At 58.9% G+C, this 16,159-nt stretch carries 16 protein-coding genes; 6 read left to right on the top strand and 10 right to left on the bottom strand.

The features are described 5' to 3' along the window. Positions 1–112: 112 nt before the first annotated feature. A complete protein-coding gene (gene hppD / locus BM069_RS00555) occupies positions 113–1,210 on the bottom strand; it encodes a 4-hydroxyphenylpyruvate dioxygenase (protein WP_093318963.1) in 1,098 nt (365 codons plus the stop codon). A 145-nt stretch (positions 1,211–1,355) separates the two neighbouring features. On the opposite strand from hppD, the gene BM069_RS00550 reads away from it, so the two are divergent. Together BM069_RS00550 and BM069_RS00545 are read left to right on the top strand one after the other, a co-directional pair. Beyond that, on the top strand, positions 1,356–1,811 hold the full coding sequence (locus tag BM069_RS00550) for an Lrp/AsnC family transcriptional regulator (RefSeq protein ID WP_093321149.1): 456 nt from the start codon (positions 1,356–1,358) through the stop codon (positions 1,809–1,811). 16 nt (positions 1,812–1,827) lie between these two features. Further along, positions 1,828–3,708: a monovalent cation:proton antiporter-2 (CPA2) family protein gene (locus BM069_RS00545; protein WP_093318961.1), complete on the top strand. Its 1,881-nt coding sequence runs from the start codon at positions 1,828–1,830 to the stop codon at positions 3,706–3,708. 41 nt (positions 3,709–3,749) lie between these two features. On the opposite strand, the gene cobT is transcribed toward BM069_RS00545, so the two are convergent. Beyond that, positions 3,750–4,760: a nicotinate-nucleotide--dimethylbenzimidazole phosphoribosyltransferase gene (gene cobT, locus BM069_RS00540; protein ID WP_093318959.1), complete on the bottom strand. Its 1,011-nt coding sequence runs from the start codon at positions 4,758–4,760 to the stop codon at positions 3,750–3,752. A gap of 77 nt (positions 4,761–4,837) precedes the next feature. On the opposite strand from cobT, the gene cobS reads away from it, so the two are divergent. After that, positions 4,838–5,602 carry an adenosylcobinamide-GDP ribazoletransferase gene (gene cobS, locus BM069_RS00535; RefSeq protein ID WP_093318956.1) on the top strand — a complete coding sequence of 255 codons (765 nt, stop codon included), beginning with the start codon at positions 4,838–4,840 and terminating at the stop codon, positions 5,600–5,602. Here cobS and BM069_RS00530 read toward each other — a convergent pair. The 6 genes from BM069_RS00530 to BM069_RS00505 all read right to left on the bottom strand — a co-directional run bounded on the left by BM069_RS00530 (position 5,599) and on the right by BM069_RS00505 (position 11,370). Then, on the bottom strand, positions 5,599–6,369 hold the full coding sequence (locus BM069_RS00530) for a potassium channel family protein (protein ID WP_093318954.1): 771 nt from the start codon (positions 6,367–6,369) through the stop codon (positions 5,599–5,601). The two genes, cobS and BM069_RS00530, sit on opposite strands and share 4 nt — an antisense overlap. A gap of 115 nt (positions 6,370–6,484) precedes the next feature. Further along, complete coding sequence (locus tag BM069_RS00525; RefSeq protein ID WP_093318951.1) at positions 6,485–7,003, bottom strand: CarD family transcriptional regulator; 519 nt, start codon at positions 7,001–7,003, stop codon at positions 6,485–6,487. A gap of 279 nt (positions 7,004–7,282) precedes the next feature. Beyond that, positions 7,283–7,621, bottom strand: a complete 339-nt coding sequence (gene fdxA, locus BM069_RS00520) for a ferredoxin FdxA (RefSeq protein ID WP_093318948.1) — start codon at positions 7,619–7,621, stop codon at positions 7,283–7,285. Positions 7,622–7,671: 50 nt separating this feature from the next. Further along, positions 7,672–8,028 carry an RNA-binding S4 domain-containing protein gene (locus tag BM069_RS00515; RefSeq protein ID WP_093321146.1) on the bottom strand — a complete coding sequence of 119 codons (357 nt, stop codon included), beginning with the start codon at positions 8,026–8,028 and terminating at the stop codon, positions 7,672–7,674. Positions 8,029–8,062: 34 nt separating this feature from the next. Beyond that, on the bottom strand, positions 8,063–10,888 hold the full coding sequence (locus tag BM069_RS00510) for a helicase-related protein (RefSeq protein ID WP_093318945.1): 2,826 nt from the start codon (positions 10,886–10,888) through the stop codon (positions 8,063–8,065). 23 nt (positions 10,889–10,911) lie between these two features. Beyond that, on the bottom strand, positions 10,912–11,370 hold the full coding sequence (locus BM069_RS00505; RefSeq protein ID WP_093321144.1) for a tetratricopeptide repeat protein: 459 nt from the start codon (positions 11,368–11,370) through the stop codon (positions 10,912–10,914). 193 nt (positions 11,371–11,563) lie between these two features. Between BM069_RS00505 and BM069_RS00500 the strand changes: the two genes are divergently transcribed. Together BM069_RS00500 and BM069_RS00495 are read left to right on the top strand one after the other, a co-directional pair. Next, on the top strand, positions 11,564–11,854 hold the full coding sequence (locus BM069_RS00500; protein ID WP_093318942.1) for an SCP2 sterol-binding domain-containing protein: 291 nt from the start codon (positions 11,564–11,566) through the stop codon (positions 11,852–11,854). Beyond that, positions 11,854–12,792 carry an alpha/beta fold hydrolase gene (locus BM069_RS00495; RefSeq protein WP_093318940.1) on the top strand — a complete coding sequence of 313 codons (939 nt, stop codon included), beginning with the start codon at positions 11,854–11,856 and terminating at the stop codon, positions 12,790–12,792. The genes BM069_RS00500 and BM069_RS00495 overlap by 1 nt, the downstream gene beginning before the upstream one ends. Here the strand turns inward: BM069_RS00495 and BM069_RS00490 are convergent, their stop codons facing one another. Further along, positions 12,793–14,025 carry a DegT/DnrJ/EryC1/StrS family aminotransferase gene (locus BM069_RS00490; RefSeq protein WP_244503486.1) on the bottom strand — a complete coding sequence of 411 codons (1,233 nt, stop codon included), beginning with the start codon at positions 14,023–14,025 and terminating at the stop codon, positions 12,793–12,795. It lies immediately after the preceding gene. Between the two features lie 142 nt (positions 14,026–14,167). Here BM069_RS00490 and BM069_RS00485 point away from each other — a divergent pair, with 142 nt between their 5' ends. Next, positions 14,168–15,496 (top strand): MmgE/PrpD family protein, encoded by a 1,329-nt coding sequence (locus tag BM069_RS00485; protein ID WP_093318937.1) that lies wholly within the window; start codon positions 14,168–14,170, stop codon positions 15,494–15,496. On the opposite strand, the gene BM069_RS00480 is transcribed toward BM069_RS00485, so the two are convergent. After that, entirely contained in the window at positions 15,445–16,116 is a 672-nt protein-coding gene (locus BM069_RS00480) for an HAD-IA family hydrolase (RefSeq protein WP_093321139.1), read from the bottom strand. The genes BM069_RS00485 and BM069_RS00480 overlap by 52 nt on opposite strands. Positions 16,117–16,159: the final 43 nt, after the last annotated feature.

Genomic DNA, 16,159 nt, shown 5'->3' with positions numbered 1-16,159 from the left:
GTAGGCGTTTTGACCAAATTGCATTGCACCTTGCAAAAAGCGCCGCCCGCTCTTGCGGACGGCGCTTCCCCCTCGCTCCGTTGGACCGGACGCTTGTTATTATTGGTCGTGCTTATTCAGCGGCTTGGATTTCGCCGTTGTTGATCTGCTCTTGTTCGATGCTCTCAAACAGGGCCTTGAAGTTGCCTTCACCAAAGCCATCGTCGCCTTTGCGCTGGATGAACTCAAAGAAGATCGGGCCGATCACGGTTTTGGAGAAAATCTGCAACAGGATCTTGGTCTCGCCACCGTCGACAACGCCTTCGCCGTCAATCAGGATGCCGTGTTTCTTCATCCGATCCAGCGGCTCGTCATGGCCTACAACGCGGGTTTTGGACAGATCGTAATACGCATCCGGCGGGCCGGGCATGAACTTGATGCCCTTGTCGGCAATCGCGTCAGTGGCGGCATAGATGTCGTCAGAGCCGACAGCGATGTGCTGAATGCCTTCGCCGTTGTATTTCTTCAGATAGGCAACAATCTGACCGGTTTCGCCGCGATCTTCGTTCAGCGGGATCCGGATCTTGCCGCAAGGCGAGGTCAGCGCGCGGGAAAACAGACCGGTGAATTTGCCTTCGATGTCAAAGAAGCGGATTTCGCGGAAGTTAAACAAATCGCCGTAAAACTTGAACCACTTGTCCATGTTGCCTTTGAACACGTTGTGGGTCAGGTGATCGAGATAGAAGAATCCCACACCCTCGGGTTTGGAGGTCACGATCCAGTCGAATTCTTCATTAAACGGCGAGGTGTCGTAATATTGGTCGGTAAAGTAGATCAGCGACCCGCCAATACCTTTGATCGCGGGCCACGCCAACGTCTTGTCATCCGCATCATAGGCCTCGGCCCCCTGCGACACCGCATGTTCATAGGCTTTTTGCGCATCCACCACGCGCCAGCCCATCGACGGGGCACAAGGGCCGTGCTCTTCGACAAACCGTGCGGCAAAACTGCCAGGCTCACTGTTGAGAATGTAGGTCACGTCGCCTTGTTGCCAAAGCTCGATCGCCTTGGTCTTGTGGTTGGCGACATGGGTATAGCCCATTTTGGTGAAGAGATCGCGCAGCTCCTGCGGTTCAGGATGGGCAAATTCCACAAATTCGAACCCGTCCGTGCCAGCGGGGTTATAGTCGGAAATTTCAGCGCGGGGGGCGTCGTGGGGGAATGGACCCATGAGGGCGTCTCCTTTTGGTATCTGGTGTTCGCTTCGGCAATAATACGCGCAAGAAGGCGCGGCTTTTCCGCGAACTGACGTGCAATTCCGAAAAAAAGCGCGTATCTTTAACGAAATTTCACAATTTCACGCGAAGTTGCCGCACATGCTTGATGAAACCGATCTGCGTCTTTTGTCGGCGCTTCAGAAAAACGCGCACCTGACTGCTCAGGAACTTGGCGAGCTGCTTAACCTGTCCGCCAGTCAGGCCGGACGGCGGCGTCAGCGCCTTGAGGCTGAAGGCTATATCGAGAGTTATATCGCGCGCCTGAACCCCACGCGCCTTGGCCTGTCGGTGCAAGCCTTTGTTCAGGTCCACCTGAGCACCCACGGCCCTGAACAATCCAAAGGCTTTGCCACCCTGATCGACACACGCCCCGAAATCGTCAGCGCCTGGACGCTCACAGGTGACGCGGATTATCTGTTGCGTGCCTATTGTGACGATCTGAGCGCGCTTAATCGCTTGATTCACGAAGTGCTTTTGCCCCATCCCACAGTCAGCCGCGTGCAAAGTCAGATCGTTATGGATCAACTGAAACGCGACGCGCCCCTGCCGACCTAGAGCCATCGGAACACTTATGGAACATGCACTTTATACGGCCAGTATCTTCCTGCTTACCGCAGTTATTGCAGTACCGATTTCCGCCCGACTTGGGCTTGGCTCGGTGCTCGGTTATCTGGCGGCCGGCATTCTGATCGGTCCGGTACTCGGACTGGTTGGCACAAACGAGGCGGACGAGTTACTGCACTATGCCGAATTTGGCGTTGTGATGATGCTATTTCTCATCGGGTTGGAAATGGACCCGCGCGCGCTCTGGGCGATGAAGGACAAATTGATTGGCCTTGGCGGATTGCAAATCGGCATCACGGGGCTGGCGGTGCTCGTGCTTGTGATGTCGTTTGGCTATTCTGTGAATGTGGCGGTTGCCTGTGGCATGGTGTTTGCCCTCTCCTCCACCGCCATTGTTTTGCAAACCCTCACGGAAAAAGGCCTGATGCGCACACAGGGCGGGCGCAGCGCCTTTGCGGTGTTGCTGACGCAGGACATCGCCGTGATCCCGATGTTGATCATTCTGCCGCTGTTTGCCGATCCAACGCTGGCAGTCTTTTCGGCGGACGGTGCGATCCAGATCAACGACGACCATGCACACGAGTCGATGTCGTTGATCGAAGGGCTGCCCGGTTGGGGCGCGGCTCTTGTGACACTGGCGATGGTTGCGGCCATCATCTTTGGCGGGCGCTATCTGACGCGGCCTGTCTTTCGCTTCATTCATGCGGCACGGCTACCGGAAATGTACACGGCGCTTGCCCTGTTGATCGTGGTGGGCATTGCCTTTTCGATGACACTTGTCGGGCTTTCTCCGGCTCTTGGCACCTTCCTCGCCGGTGTTCTTCTGGCCAATTCAGAATTCCGTCATGAACTGGAAAGCGACATTGCCCCGTTCAAGGGCCTGCTGTTGGGGCTGTTTTTCATCATCGTTGGCGCGCAAATCAATTTTGGCGTGTTCCTCGACGACCCGCTGCGCATCCTAAGCATCACGCTCGGCCTGATCGCGCTTAAGGCAACGATCCTGTTCGTAATCGGTCACGCCTTTGGGCTCCGCGGGCGCAGTCAATGGCTCTTTACGCTGTCCCTCGCGCAGGCCGGTGAATTTGGGTTTGTGCTGATTACCTCAGCCACAACGCAGAATGTTCTACCCCCATGGATTGGCGAGGAACTCTTGCTGGTTGTGGCTTTGTCGATGCTGATTACCCCCTCTTTGTTCATCATCTATGACCAAATTTCCAAACGGTTCGGCGAACAAGGCGAAGCCCGCAAAAACACACCCGACGAGATTGACGAAAGCGGCCCTGTGATCATCGCGGGCATCGGGCGATTTGGTCAGATCGTGAATCGACTGGTGCGCTCAGCCGGCTTCAACACCGTGGTTCTGGATCACAACATGAAGACCATCGAAACCATGCGCCGTTTTGGGGTGAAGGGCTTTTTCGGCGATCCAACCCGCCCTGAAATGCTGCATGCCGCGGGGATCAGCAAAGCAAGTGTTCTGGTGGTGGCAATGGATGACCCCGAAGCCGCCATCAAGCTGGTGACATATGCACGGCGCGAACGCCCTGACCTGCATATCGTGGCGCGTGTGCATGACCGCACGCAGGTGTTCCGCATGTACAAGGCGGGCGCCGATGACATCGTGCGCGAAATGTTTGACAGCAGCCTGCGCGCGGGGCGCTATGTGTTGGAAAACATCGGTCTCAGCGAGTATGAGGCCGCTCAGGCAGAACAGACGTTTTTCCATCATGACCGAGACGCGGTTCAGGAATTGGCCCAGCTCTGGAAAGAGGGCGTGTCCTCAGCCAACAACCCTGAGTACATGCAGCGGGCGCGGGAACTGGAAGAAGAGTTGGAAACCATGTTGATGAACCAACTGGATGGCGAGGACGACGACAGGCAGGCCTGACTTGGCCTGCCTTTGCAAAAAGTCACATCTTAAAATGGCAATCAGCCGTCAGACACGCCTGCTTCTGCAAAAGTTGCCATGCCGGAATGACACGCCACAGCCGATTTCAGGATGTTGATCGCCACGGCTGCGCCCGAGCCTTCGCCCAACCGCATGCCAAGGCTCAGCATCGGCTCTTTGCCCAGTTGTGAGAGAACCGCACCATGGGCCGCCTCGGCGCTGACGTGACCTGACACCACATGGTCCAATGCGCCGGCCACTTCGCTGTCCAGCGTGGCCGCTGCGGCAGTGCAGATGAAACCATCCATGATCACCGGAATGCGCAGGCCGCGGGCACGGGCAATGGCGCCTGCCATCGCGGCCAATTCGCGCCCGCCCAAAGTGCGCAGCGCCTCAAGACCCTTTGGCGCACCGTGCAGGGCCACACCTTCGGCTACGACCCGCGCCTTGTTCACAAGACCCGCGTCGTCCACGCCGGTGCCGCGCCCAACCCAATCGGCGGCGTCACCGCCATAAAGCGTGTTGGCAATCGCCGCCGCACTTGTGGTGTTGCCGATGCCCATTTCGCCCACAACCAAAAGGTCGCTTTGCGCGCTCACGGCGTTCCAGCCTGTCGCCAGCGCCGCGACCACTTCGTCTTCGCTCATGGCCGCTTCTTGGGTGAAGTCCGCGGTTGGTGTGGCAAGATCCAGCGCCACCACATCCAGCGTCGCACCTGCCGCCTTGGCCAATTGATTGATCGCAGCGCCGCCATGCTGAAAGTTCAGCACCATCTGCTCGGTTACTTCCGCCGGAAAGGCCGACACACCCTGTGCCGTCACGCCGTGGTTGCCAGCAAAAACAATGACCTGAGGCGCCTCAATGGTCGGTCGCCCGTTGCCACGCCATCCGGCGTACCAGATTGCCAGATCTTCCAGACGCCCCAAGGCGCCGGGAGGCTTGGTCAGTTGACCGTTGCGATCTTCGGCCTCGCCCTGCGCCTTTTGATCCATCGCAGGAGCGGCTTCCAACAGCGCATGAAACTCTGTCAAAGTTTTAAAATCTACGGACATCCATCAAGCTCCTGTTGTATTTCTGGCTTATGGGCTGTTTACCTGAATGCCAGCCCTCCACAAGACAGGAAAGAGACATGGGCGCGTCCGGTTCCGACACCCTTTTGATCCATCCCAACGATCCGGCCACAGCGCTGGCGCTGCTGACGCGTCTGCCGGTGAAGGCACAATTCAACCGCAGCGCCCGCGCGGCCTGGGCCTATTCGGTGGCAGGTGCCGCGCTCGGAGGTTTGGCCGCCCTGCCGACCTATGGGCTTTTGTGGATCGGCATCCCGCCGGCAATGGCCGCAGTGGTGTTTGTGGCGGCGATGGTGATCATGAGCGGCGCAATGCACGAGGACGGGCTGGCAGACACCGCCGACGGCCTGTGGGGCGGTTGGGACAAGGCCCGCCGGTTGGAAATCATGAAAGACAGCCGCATTGGTGCCTATGGCGTGATCGCGCTTTGCCTGTCTTTGGCACTACGTTGGCTGGCCGTTGCTGCGATCCTTGAAACCTCGGGCGCATTCTGGCCGTTGATCGCTGTGGCAATGCTGTCGCGCGCGGCTATGCCTTTGGTCATGACCGCCCTGCCCCATGCCCGCGCCGACGGGTTGTCCCGCGCTCAGGGCACGGTGCCGCGAAGAACCGCGCTGGCGGGACTGATGATTGCAACAGCAATAGCTTTTCTGATGGTCAACTGGGTCGCGCTGCCGCTGGCGGCTTTGGGCTTTGTTTGTGCCGGATTGTGCGCCGCCACAGCGCGGGTCAAAATTGGCGGGCAGACCGGTGACATACTGGGGGCCACACAACAGGTCAGTGAGATCGTGATGCTGATCGCTGCGATCGCGTTGAGCGTCTAGGCACCTTTTGTTTCGATCCGCATGATTTCACCGCAATGTTTGCAATGCACCGCGTCCGGATCGTGGCGCGTGAGTCCGCATGCATGACAATCCGCCACAACTTTCTGCGGCATAAAGATCGCCTGTGCCAAGCGGACAAACAGGGCCACGCCGACCACCATGACAAACACCGAGAAGATCTTGCCCATCGGCGATGTCAACGTGATGTCGCCAAAGCCCGTCGTGGTCAGTGTCGCCACAGTAAAATACAGCGCATCGACATAAGGTGTGGTCGTCTGGGTTTCATCAATGAAGTAAACCAGCGTGGTTGATGAGGTGATGGCGACAAAAACAAAGAGGTTGATGCAGGCAATCACTGCGTCTTCGTGCTGGCGAAACCAGCGGCTGTCGTGACGCAGATCATACAGCAGATGATACGAGTGAATAAGCCGCAAGCCGCGCAACACACGCAGGAACGCCAGGCTCCCCGTCAGGAGAGGATCCAGAAACAAGGTTGCAATCACAATAATATCGGCGAGCGTATACAGTCGCGTGAGCAAAAACCGGCGCTCGTCCGACACCCAAAGTCGCGCCAGAAGATCCAGTAAAATCACCACTCCGGTCGCCCTACTGATGAGGTTCAACCAAGGACCGTGGTCTATGTGCACCGTGAAAATGAAAAACAGAATGGTCACGAAATCAAAAACGATCAACGCATAGCGGAACAGGATCGGGCCGCGGTCATGGCCCGTGTATAAATCCGTTACCTTCGCCTTAAGTGTGTCCATCCATCGCCTCCGACCTCCACTAAACAAAAGCCGACGCTGCAAGGCAACAAAAGCCTGCACAAAGAAAAAGACCGCCCGAAAGGAGCGGCCTTTTCAACGCAGTATCGCCAGTTGCTTATGCAGCAGCGGCGGCGCGAGACACCAACACGTCGTCGACCTGTTTCGCCGCAGCGACTTCGTCGCCACCGGCCACAGCAGCCACTTCGCGGGTCAGTCGCTCCAGCGCGGCTTCATAAAGCTGACGCTCGGAGTAGCTCTGTTCGCGCTGATCGTCGGTGCGGTGCAAGTCGCGCACAACTTCTGCAATCGCGATCAGATCACCGGAATTGATTTTCTGTTCGTATTCCTGCGCACGACGCGACCACATCGCACGTTTGACCTTGGCCTTGCCCTTCAGCGTCTTGAGCGCCTGGCTCACGACGTCAGGCGAGCTCAACCCACGCATGCCGATCTCGGTCGCCTTGTTGGTTGGCACTCGCAGCGTCATCTTATCCTTTTCAAAGGAAATCACGAAAAGCTCCAGCTGCATGCCTGCAACTTCTTGCTCTTCGATGTTGATGATCTGACCAACACCATGCGCCGGATAGACAACGTAGTCATTCGGGCTGAATTCGTTCTTCTTGGCTTTGCTCATGCAAATCTTCCTTGGCTGAGCCCCCATGAAACCAGACAAAAACACACGCGCGGGAAACGGATGCTTCCCGTTCGCTGTGGCTCTGGCGTAAAAAACCACCCTTGGCATATGATGCACAGGGATGGCTGCAGGCAGTTATCGGTATATCAACACAGTGTAACACAAAAACCGCCCCCTTAAAAGCGCTACCGGCCTAAGGGGTGTTTTTGTCCCGTCTACTCAACAGCTTATCAGCAATTTCGTGCCGGAAAGCCGCGATATGGCGGGCGAATCGGCTGGTCAGCCGCCCTCGCCCGGTGCTTCGGAGAAGTATTTCTCCATCTTGCCTTCTTCGCCATCACGCTCTTCTGCCTCGGGCAGCGGGTCTTTCTTGGTGATGATAACGGGCCAGACCTCGGAATACTTGCGGTTGAACTCGACCCATTTCTCCATGTCCGGCTCGGTATCGGGGCGGATCGCGTCTGCCGGACATTCCGGTTCGCACACGCCACAATCGATACATTCATCGGGGTGGATCACCAGAAAGTTTTCACCTTCATAGAAGCAGTCCACTGGGCAGACTTCGACGCAGTCGGTGTATTTGCAGGCAACACAGTTCTCGGTGACGACATATGTCATGGGTTAGCTCATCAAAATTCGGATCACGTGACTGACTAGAACAGCCCGCGTCAATCTTCAAGTCGCGACATGCGCATAAGATCGAGATTGCGGCGGTCCCGTTTCGTCGGGCGACCTTTTCCGTCTGCACCCGGTCCACGTGGAACAGGGTCCTCTTTCGGGGTCAAATCCTCGTATAACGTTTGCGCCTCAGGCGCCGGACCGCGCCGTTCGCCCATCGCAACGATCTTGATCACGCGGATGTGACGGGCCTGCGGAAAAGTCAAAACGTCGCCCTCCGCGACGCTGTGGCTCGCTTTGGAGATTTTTGTGCCGTTCACCCGCATGTGGCCGCCGGTCACAACTTTGGCCGACAGGCTGCGGGTCTTGAAGAACCGCGCCTGCCAAAGCCATTTGTCCACGCGCATCTTGGTCGGCGTGGTCGTGGGGGCGCTCACGCCCTCACTCCTTGTTTTTCAGCCCCATCAGCGCTGCGGCGAAGGGGTTGTCGGGGTCGATGGCCTTTTCCTTTTTCGGCGGACGGGCCTCGAATTTCTTGGCACCGCCATCGCGGCGCGGGCCGCCTTTGCCTTTGGGTTTGCCACCTTTGCCACGCGGACCGCCTTGCGCGTTGTCACGATCATTGCGGCGCTGCCCGCCCTGACCGCCACCGCGGCGTTGGTTGCGGTTGCCGCCCTGACGGTTGCCCGCCCAGGTGAAGGTGTAGAAAGTTTCGACTTCCGGCTCCGCGGCTTCTGCAGGTGCCTCGGTGGCCTCTGCTTCCGGTGCAGCCTCAACTGCTGCCTCGGCAACCTCTTCTGCCGGAGCCTCAGCAGGTGCGTTCTCAACAGGTGCTGCCTCGGCCTCTGCCGCAGGTGCTTCCGCCTCAGGTTTCGCCGCGACTTCTGCTTTCACCTTCGCCCGCTCCCCTTTTTCGGCTTTATAACCAAGGCCCTGCATCAGGTCAGCGAACTGTTCCAGCGTCATGCCGGTGATCGACAGCATGTCGGCCTTGGCTTCAAAACCGCCACGGCTGTCCTCAGCACGCAGCATATCGGCCAGACGTTCCAGCATATCGATGCGGATCGCCCGTTCACCTGCTGCACGATAACCAGCCATCGCGTGATAACCACGCGGTGCGCCCTGACCCGCGGGCACAGTCACCAAGCCCGGGGGCGGTGACTCGGGAAAGTCCTGCAAGCCTTGTGCGAGCGACCAAAGCACCAGACGCAGACGCGTCGGCGCAGGTTTCAGCAGCAAAGGCATAAAGATTGTGAACTGACCAAAGCGGATGCCGTGCTTGCGCAGCGTGCCGCGGGCGTCCTGATCCAGCTCCTTGACCTCGGTGGCCACCTCGCCACGGGGAATGATGCCAAGGTTTTCAACCATGCGGAAGGCAAAGCCCCGCGCCAGACCGTTCAGCTCTTCGTCGCTGCCAAGGTTTAGCAGCGGTTCAAACAGAGCGGCGATCTTGCGATCCATAAAGTGCTGCAGGCGACGTTCGACCTTTTGGGCTACATCCGCCCCGGCCTCGTCATCCACGAACACCTCGACACCGGGTTTCAGCGGGTCAGCGCCGGCCACCAATTTGCCGACAGCATGTTCGCCCCACATCAGACCACCTTGTTCGGTGAAATCGATCTCTGTGTCCGGTGCGTTATAAAAACGATCCGCGCGCAAGTGGAATTGCGGCGCAAGCGCTTGCAGGCTCGCGGCCTTCAGCGTCTTGGCTTCCTGCCCGCTGGCTTCTTTGTCCGCAATAAAACGGAACCCTTCGAGGCGACCGACGAATTCTCCTTCGACGGTCACTTCACCCTTGTCATTCACATCGGCCAAAAGGGCCTCCTTCTGTTTGAGCCGGCGCAACAACACAGAGGTGCGCCGGTCCACAAATCTTTGAGTCAGGCGCTCGTGTAGCGCATCCGACAGGCGATCTTCTACAGCGCGAGTCTCGTCACGCCAATGGTTTTCGTCCGAAACCCAGCCTTTCCGTTGTGCGACATATGTCCATGTGCGGATAAATGCCAATCTCTTGGACAAAGCGTCGATGTCGCCGTCGGTTCGGTCAATGCGTTTGACCTGTCTGGCCAACCAATCATCCGGCACAGCGCCGCCTTGATGCAAATAGCCGAAAATCTGCTCAACAAGCGAGGCATGTTCCGCGTGACTGATTCCCCGAAAATCCGGAATCCGACACACATCCCACAAGAGTTTCACCGACGGCCCGTCGCTGGCACGCGCCATGACTTCGGCTTCACGCGACACCAGTTTCAGCGCGCCGAGATCATCGGCCTCGCGCGCCTTCACCAGCAACTCGTCATCAGGGCTTTCTTCGAGCGAACGGATCAACGCCTCAACCGAGCCGAATTCCAGATGCGCGTTGCGCCAATTGAGTTTTCTTACCGGCGTAAACCGGTGCTCCATGATCGCCTCGGCGATACCATCGGGCAATTCCGGCGCCTCACCAGTCACGCCAAAGGTGCCGTGGCTCATGCCCCGACCGGCGCGGCCTGCAATCTGCGCCAACTCGTTGGGCGCAAGAGCGCGCATGCGGCGGCCGTCAAATTTCGTCGTCGAGGAAAAGGCGACATGGTCAATGTCGAGGTTGAGTCCCATACCGATCGCGTCCGTGGCGACAAGAAAATCCACGTCGCCGTTTTGATACATCTCGACCTGTGCGTTGCGCGTGCGCGGAGACAGCGCGCCCATCACCACAGCCGCCCCACCCTTTTGGCGGCGGATCAGTTCGGCAATGGCATACACATTGTCCACCGAAAACCCGACAATGGCTGAGCGCGGCTGCATGCGGCTGATCTTGCGCGAACCGGAATAAGACAACGTCGACATACGCTCGCGGCGCATGAACTGCGCCTCGGGCACCAGTTCAGCAATGGTGCCACGCATGGTGTCGCTGCCCAGAAACAGGGTCTCATGCGTGCCCCGCATCCGAAGCAAGCGGTCGGTGAACACATGGCCACGTTCGGGATCGGCACACAGCTGGATCTCGTCAATCGCCACAAAATCCGGCCCCAGCCCTTCGGGCATCGCCTCTACCGTGCTGACCCAGTATTGTGTGCGGGGCGGCACGATGCGCTCTTCGCCTGTGACCAGCGCCACAACCGACGGTCCGCGCACCGCAACGATCCGGTCATAAACCTCACGCGCCAAAAGGCGCAGCGGCAGGCCGATGACGCCCGTGCGATACGCCAGCATACGCTCGATGGCGTAATGCGTTTTGCCCGTGTTCGTGGGGCCAAGCACTGCTGTAATTTGCCGATGTGCGGCCATGAATGAAAGCCCGTTTCAGGTCGTCAGATCTCGCGACCCAAAACCTCACGCTCGAGTCTTTCTAGCGCTTCACTTAGGCCCGCCTGATGCGGATGTATAGCCTTGACCTGCATGTAGGCCTCATAGGCATCCTCTGGCCGCTGCATCTCGTCCAGCATGATCGCGAGCCCCATCAGCGCATCAAAATGCTGAGGATTGAGGGCGATTACATGTTCCAGATCGCCAATCGCACGGCCATATTGATCCATTTCAAAAAAGGTCCGAGCCCGAAGCGCCCAACCGGCGGCGAAATCCGGAGCATGGTCTGTGAGGGCGGTCAGATGGTCAATCGCCTGCTCATACTCGCCGCTCTCAAGCGCGTCTTCGCCCCGCCGCAGCAGAAAATCCGCACTGGCAGATCCGGATTTATCCCACTCCCGCCGGATGCGATCTGCAATTGAGCCCGCTGCGTCCGCTTCGGCGTCACGCAGTTGTTGCATCATGCCTGCAAGGTCTTGCGGCACGGTCTCGGAGTCTTGCGCCGCCCCGGACTGAGGTAGGGAAAGACAGAGTGTCAAAACAAATGCCGCAACGGCATGTTTGAGATGAGATGTGAAGTTGACCATAACGTAAACGAGTATACCCTGCGTATCGGCGAATCCCAAGATGCGCACAACAAGTTGAAGGATCAAACTGATGAGCGACATTATCAACACCGCAGTTGCAGCCCTGACCGAAAAACTGGGCGGCGACGCATTTGACGGCTCCGCAAAATTCGCAATCGAAGGCGAAGGCGCAATCATCATCGACGCAGACGGCGTGCGCGCAAGCGACGACGAAGCTGATGTGACAATGACCGCGGACGTGGAAACCTTTCAGGCGATCCTTGATGGTGAACTGAACCCGACCGCAGCCTTCATGGGCGGCAAGCTGGCAATTGACGGCGACATGGGCGCCGCGATGAAGCTGGGCTCCGTGTTGAGCTAATGGCGCTGGTATCCGCACCGTTTCACCACGATGTGGCCGAAGGGCCAAAGGCCGATGCCTATTGGCTGACCACATCAGATGACGTGCGGATACGCGCGGCCCATTGGGCTTGTGAAAGCAGTCGGGGGACAGTTCTTTTGTTCCCCGGCCGTACCGAATATGTTGAAAAATACGGCCGTGCCGCGGATGACTTTGCCGCTTTGGGCTACGGCACCTTCGGCATTGACTGGCGAGGTCAGGGTCTGGCGGATCGCCTGATCGACAACCGCGCTGCCGGATATGTTGGCGCTTTCCCTGACTATCAGAAAGACATCGCGGCCTTTCTTGCCGCAGCTGAAGAGCTGGCCCTGCCGAAACCTTGGTTTCTGGTGGCGCACTCTATGGGTGGCTGCATCGGCCTGCGCGCGGCGATGGAAGGACTGCCGGTTAACGGTGTGGTCTTCACCGGCCCGATGTGGGGCATCAAGATAGCCCCAGTGATGAAACCCGTGGCTTGGGTGACAACGCGACTGGCCAAGATCTTTGGGTTTTCCGACGCGATTGCGCCCACAACCGGCGAACTCACCTATGTGTTGCAGCAGGACTTTGACGGCAACACCCTGACCAATGACGCGGACATGTATGCCTACATGCGCAAGCAGGTTGAAACCTATCCAGACCTGTCGCTTGGCGGACCAGCGCTGCACTGGCTGAGCGAAGCGACAGTGGAGTGCCAAAATCTTGCCGCACAACCCAGCCCCGACCTACCCTGCCTGACTTTCTTGGGCACCGATGAGCAAATCGTGACGCAAGTCGCCATCCACGACCGCATGGGCCGCTGGGACATCGGCACGCTTGAGATGGTGCAAGGCGGTCAGCATGAGGTGCTGATGGAAGGCGACGAGTTGCGCGGCCTGGTTCTGACCAAGATCGGCGCGTTTTTTGACGCCAACCGCTGATCACTCGGCCTGATAGACCGCGCTGACCTCCGACTTAACAATCCGCGCCAGCATCTCGCAATCTTCAATCGAAAACGTCAGCGGAATACGCATGTCCACGATACCTTTGAGAATGCGGTCGGTTTTTGGCATCGCCTCGCTCGGCGCATAGCGCCAGCTGTCGTACCGCGAGGTGAAAGCCACCGGCTCCGCCCCGCCAAACCACTTGAGTTCGACACCGCGCGCGCCGCACCGCCGCAGCACCTCGTTGATCTTCGCCTCACTCCAATCGAGCAACAGGAACTGGATCGAACTGCCGACATACTCCTCGCCGTCAGGTCGCTCCACCACCTGCAACCCCGGTGTGCCGCGCAGGCCTTGCAGCACCACATCATGACGCGCATTCCACGCCGCAACCTGTTGATCCAGCTTGCGCAATTGCGGCCGCAGGATTGCCGCCCGCAAATTGTCCATGCGGCCGGAAACATTGGGCGTGTGGTACTTCACCCGCTCAAAAACCTCGGGCGCAGGTGCCGCAGCGTGACGTTCATAGAGCATGTAAGATCCCGACAGAATGATCGCCCGCGCCATCGCCTCCTCGTCATCGGAAATCAGAAACCCGCCCTCGCCCGAATTCACATGTTTGTACGTCTGCGTCGAGTAACAAGCCATAACGCCATGCCGGCCCGAGGCCACACCGCGCCAACCGCCGCCCATGGTATGCGCGCAATCTTCGATCACTTTGATGTTCTGCGCGTCACAGATCGCCATCAGCGCGTCCATATCCGCGATGTGCCCGCGCATGTGGGACAGCATCAGCACATCTGCCTGATCCGCCTTGGCGGCGAGATCATCCAGATCAATCACCAGCCCCTCGGTCACGCCGACAAAGACCGGCACGGCCCCCACCGAGGCAATCGCCCCCGGCACCGGCGCCAGCGTGAACGCATTGGTCAGCACCTTATCGCCGGGCTTCACCCCCAAAGCCCGCAACGCGCAGCCCATGGCATAGCCGCCTGAAGCCACCGCCAAACAGAACTTGGCCCCTGTGATGGCGGCGAACTCCTGCTCTAGCAACGCCGCCTCACCCAATTCTTCAAGCGCGACATTGTAACGATGCAACCGCCCCGACTGCATCACCGCGACGGCCGCTGCAATCGCGTCCTCCGGAATCGGCTCCTGTTGGGTGAAGTTGCCCGAAAAAACCTCTTGGCTCATGCTCTCGCTCATCGCGCCCTCTGCGTTCGTGGTCATGCCCAAGCATTACGCCAAGCCCCTCCGCCCTGCAATCGGCAGCTGGTTGCTGCACAAAATACGACGCAAAAGGTCGGCTTCGGCCCTTTTTGTGCCGCGCCTCCAGCTATGCTGAATACAGTGACATGGAAGGACCGAAACAATGGATCCAATTGCTTTTGTGCACGCGTTTTCATGGGACGACCTGCCAAATGACGCCCAAAAACAGGTGGAACTCAGCCTGCTTGATCTGATTGGCGTCGGCGCGGGTGGACTTGGCACACGCCTCTCCCGCATCATCCGCGCCCACGCCCAAGAGGAATTTGCCGGCACTGTGCCGATGTTCCTTGACGGACGCGGTGCCTCGGCAAGTGGCGCCGCCCTTGCGGCAGGCATGACAATTGACGCGCTGGACGGCCACGACGGATTTAATCCCGCAAAAGGCCACATTGGCGCGCCGCTGTTTCCCGCCGCTTTGGCCGTCGCGCATGAGGTCAAAAGCTCGGGGCGGGCCTTTTTGGAAGCCATCGCAATGGGATACGAATTCGGAGCCCGCATCTCGGTGGCCCAGCACGCGACGGTGCCCGACTATCACACCAGCGGCAGTTGGGGCGCGGTCACAGCGGCAGCGGCCTGTGCGCGCCTGCTTGAACTGGACGCCGAGACCACCCGTCACGCGCTTGGCATTGCCGAATACCACGCGCCTCGCAGCCAGATGATGCGCTGCATCGATCATCCGACCATGCTGAAGGACGGCGCAGGTTGGGGCGCGATGACCGGAGTGTCGGCGTGCAAGCTGGCGCGCGCGCATTTTAGTGGCGCCCCCGCCATCACCGTCGAGAATGCCCCTGCCTTTTGGGCAGATCTTGGGCAACGGTGGTATGTGATGGAGCAATATTACAAGCCCTACCCCGTTTGTCGCTGGGCACAGGCCCCGATTGAAGCCGCCCTTGCACTTCAGTCAAAACACGGCTTTTCCGCCGCCGACATCACCGCCATTCACATCGAAACATTCCACGAGAGTGTGCGCTTGGCTATGCTTGCGCCGTCCAATACCGAAGAGGCGCAATATTCGACGGCCTTCCCTGTTGCGGTTGCGCTGATGCGCGGGGATGTCACGCCAGAGGCCATCTCTGATGACGCCACGAAGGACGCGGATATTCAGTCCCTGTCGGCCAAAATCAGAATGACAGAGCACGATCAGGCCAACGCGGCCTTTCCACAAAAACGCCTCGCACGTGTGTGCGTGCAAACGGCGAAAGAGAGGTTTCAAAGCGATTGGCACGAGCCCAAATGGGACCACACAGCGCCTCCGACCGAGGCCGATCTGCGCGGAAAGTTCCATGCACTTGCGGATCCTGTGATTGGTCATGTGGCGGCCTGCGAGATCGAAGATACGCTTGCCAATCTCGCGGCGTTGCCGTTTTCAGCGCTCTCAGATCAACTGTTGCGTCCGATCAGCGCCTCTACAACCATCGGCAGGACCGCATAATCCTCAAGCAAGGCCTCAGGCTCCAACGCGGCCATATCTTCGCCGGAGGGACCAAAGGTGACCAATACCGACGGCACACCGGCGGCCTTGGCGGTGTTGCGATCTGTGTCGCTGTCCCCGATCAGGATGGTTTGCGCGGGATCGCCCCCCAATCGCCGCGCTGTTTCGCGCAGGGGTTCGGGATCCGGCTTGCGCACCGGCAGCGTGTCTGCCCCGACAAGGGCGCCGAACGCCTCGCGCGCGCCCAAGGCTTGCATTAACTGCTCGGCCAGTGCTTCCGGCTTGTTGGTGCAGATGCCGACGCCATAGCCCTGTGCCCTCAAAGCGTCGACCGCCTCAAGCGCTCCGGGGAAGAAAAACGTGTGTTCGGCAATGTTCGCCCTATAGGCCTCAAGAAGAACCGGATAAAAGCGATCAACAGTGGCCTCGTCAAACCGCCCCATTCTGGTCAGGCCTTCGGTCAACATCCGGCGTCCACCCCGCAAGGCCACGCCGGCGTCGGCCTGCACATCAAGGACGTCACCGAACCCCATGTCACAAAAACAATAATTTGCCGCCGCGATGAGATCACCACTGGTGTCCGCCAGTGTTCCATCCAGATCAAAAACCACCGTCCGCATTTTTCTGCCCGCCTCTTTGGTGCGCGTCTTTTTGCGCAAATCT

Origin of the sequence: Shimia haliotis, from assembly GCF_900114415.1 — a bacterium.
Classification (GTDB): Bacteria; Pseudomonadota; Alphaproteobacteria; order Rhodobacterales; family Rhodobacteraceae; genus Shimia; species Shimia haliotis.
The sequence above is the reverse complement of the archived record's forward strand: the minus strand, read 5'-3'. Positions and strand labels throughout refer to the sequence as shown.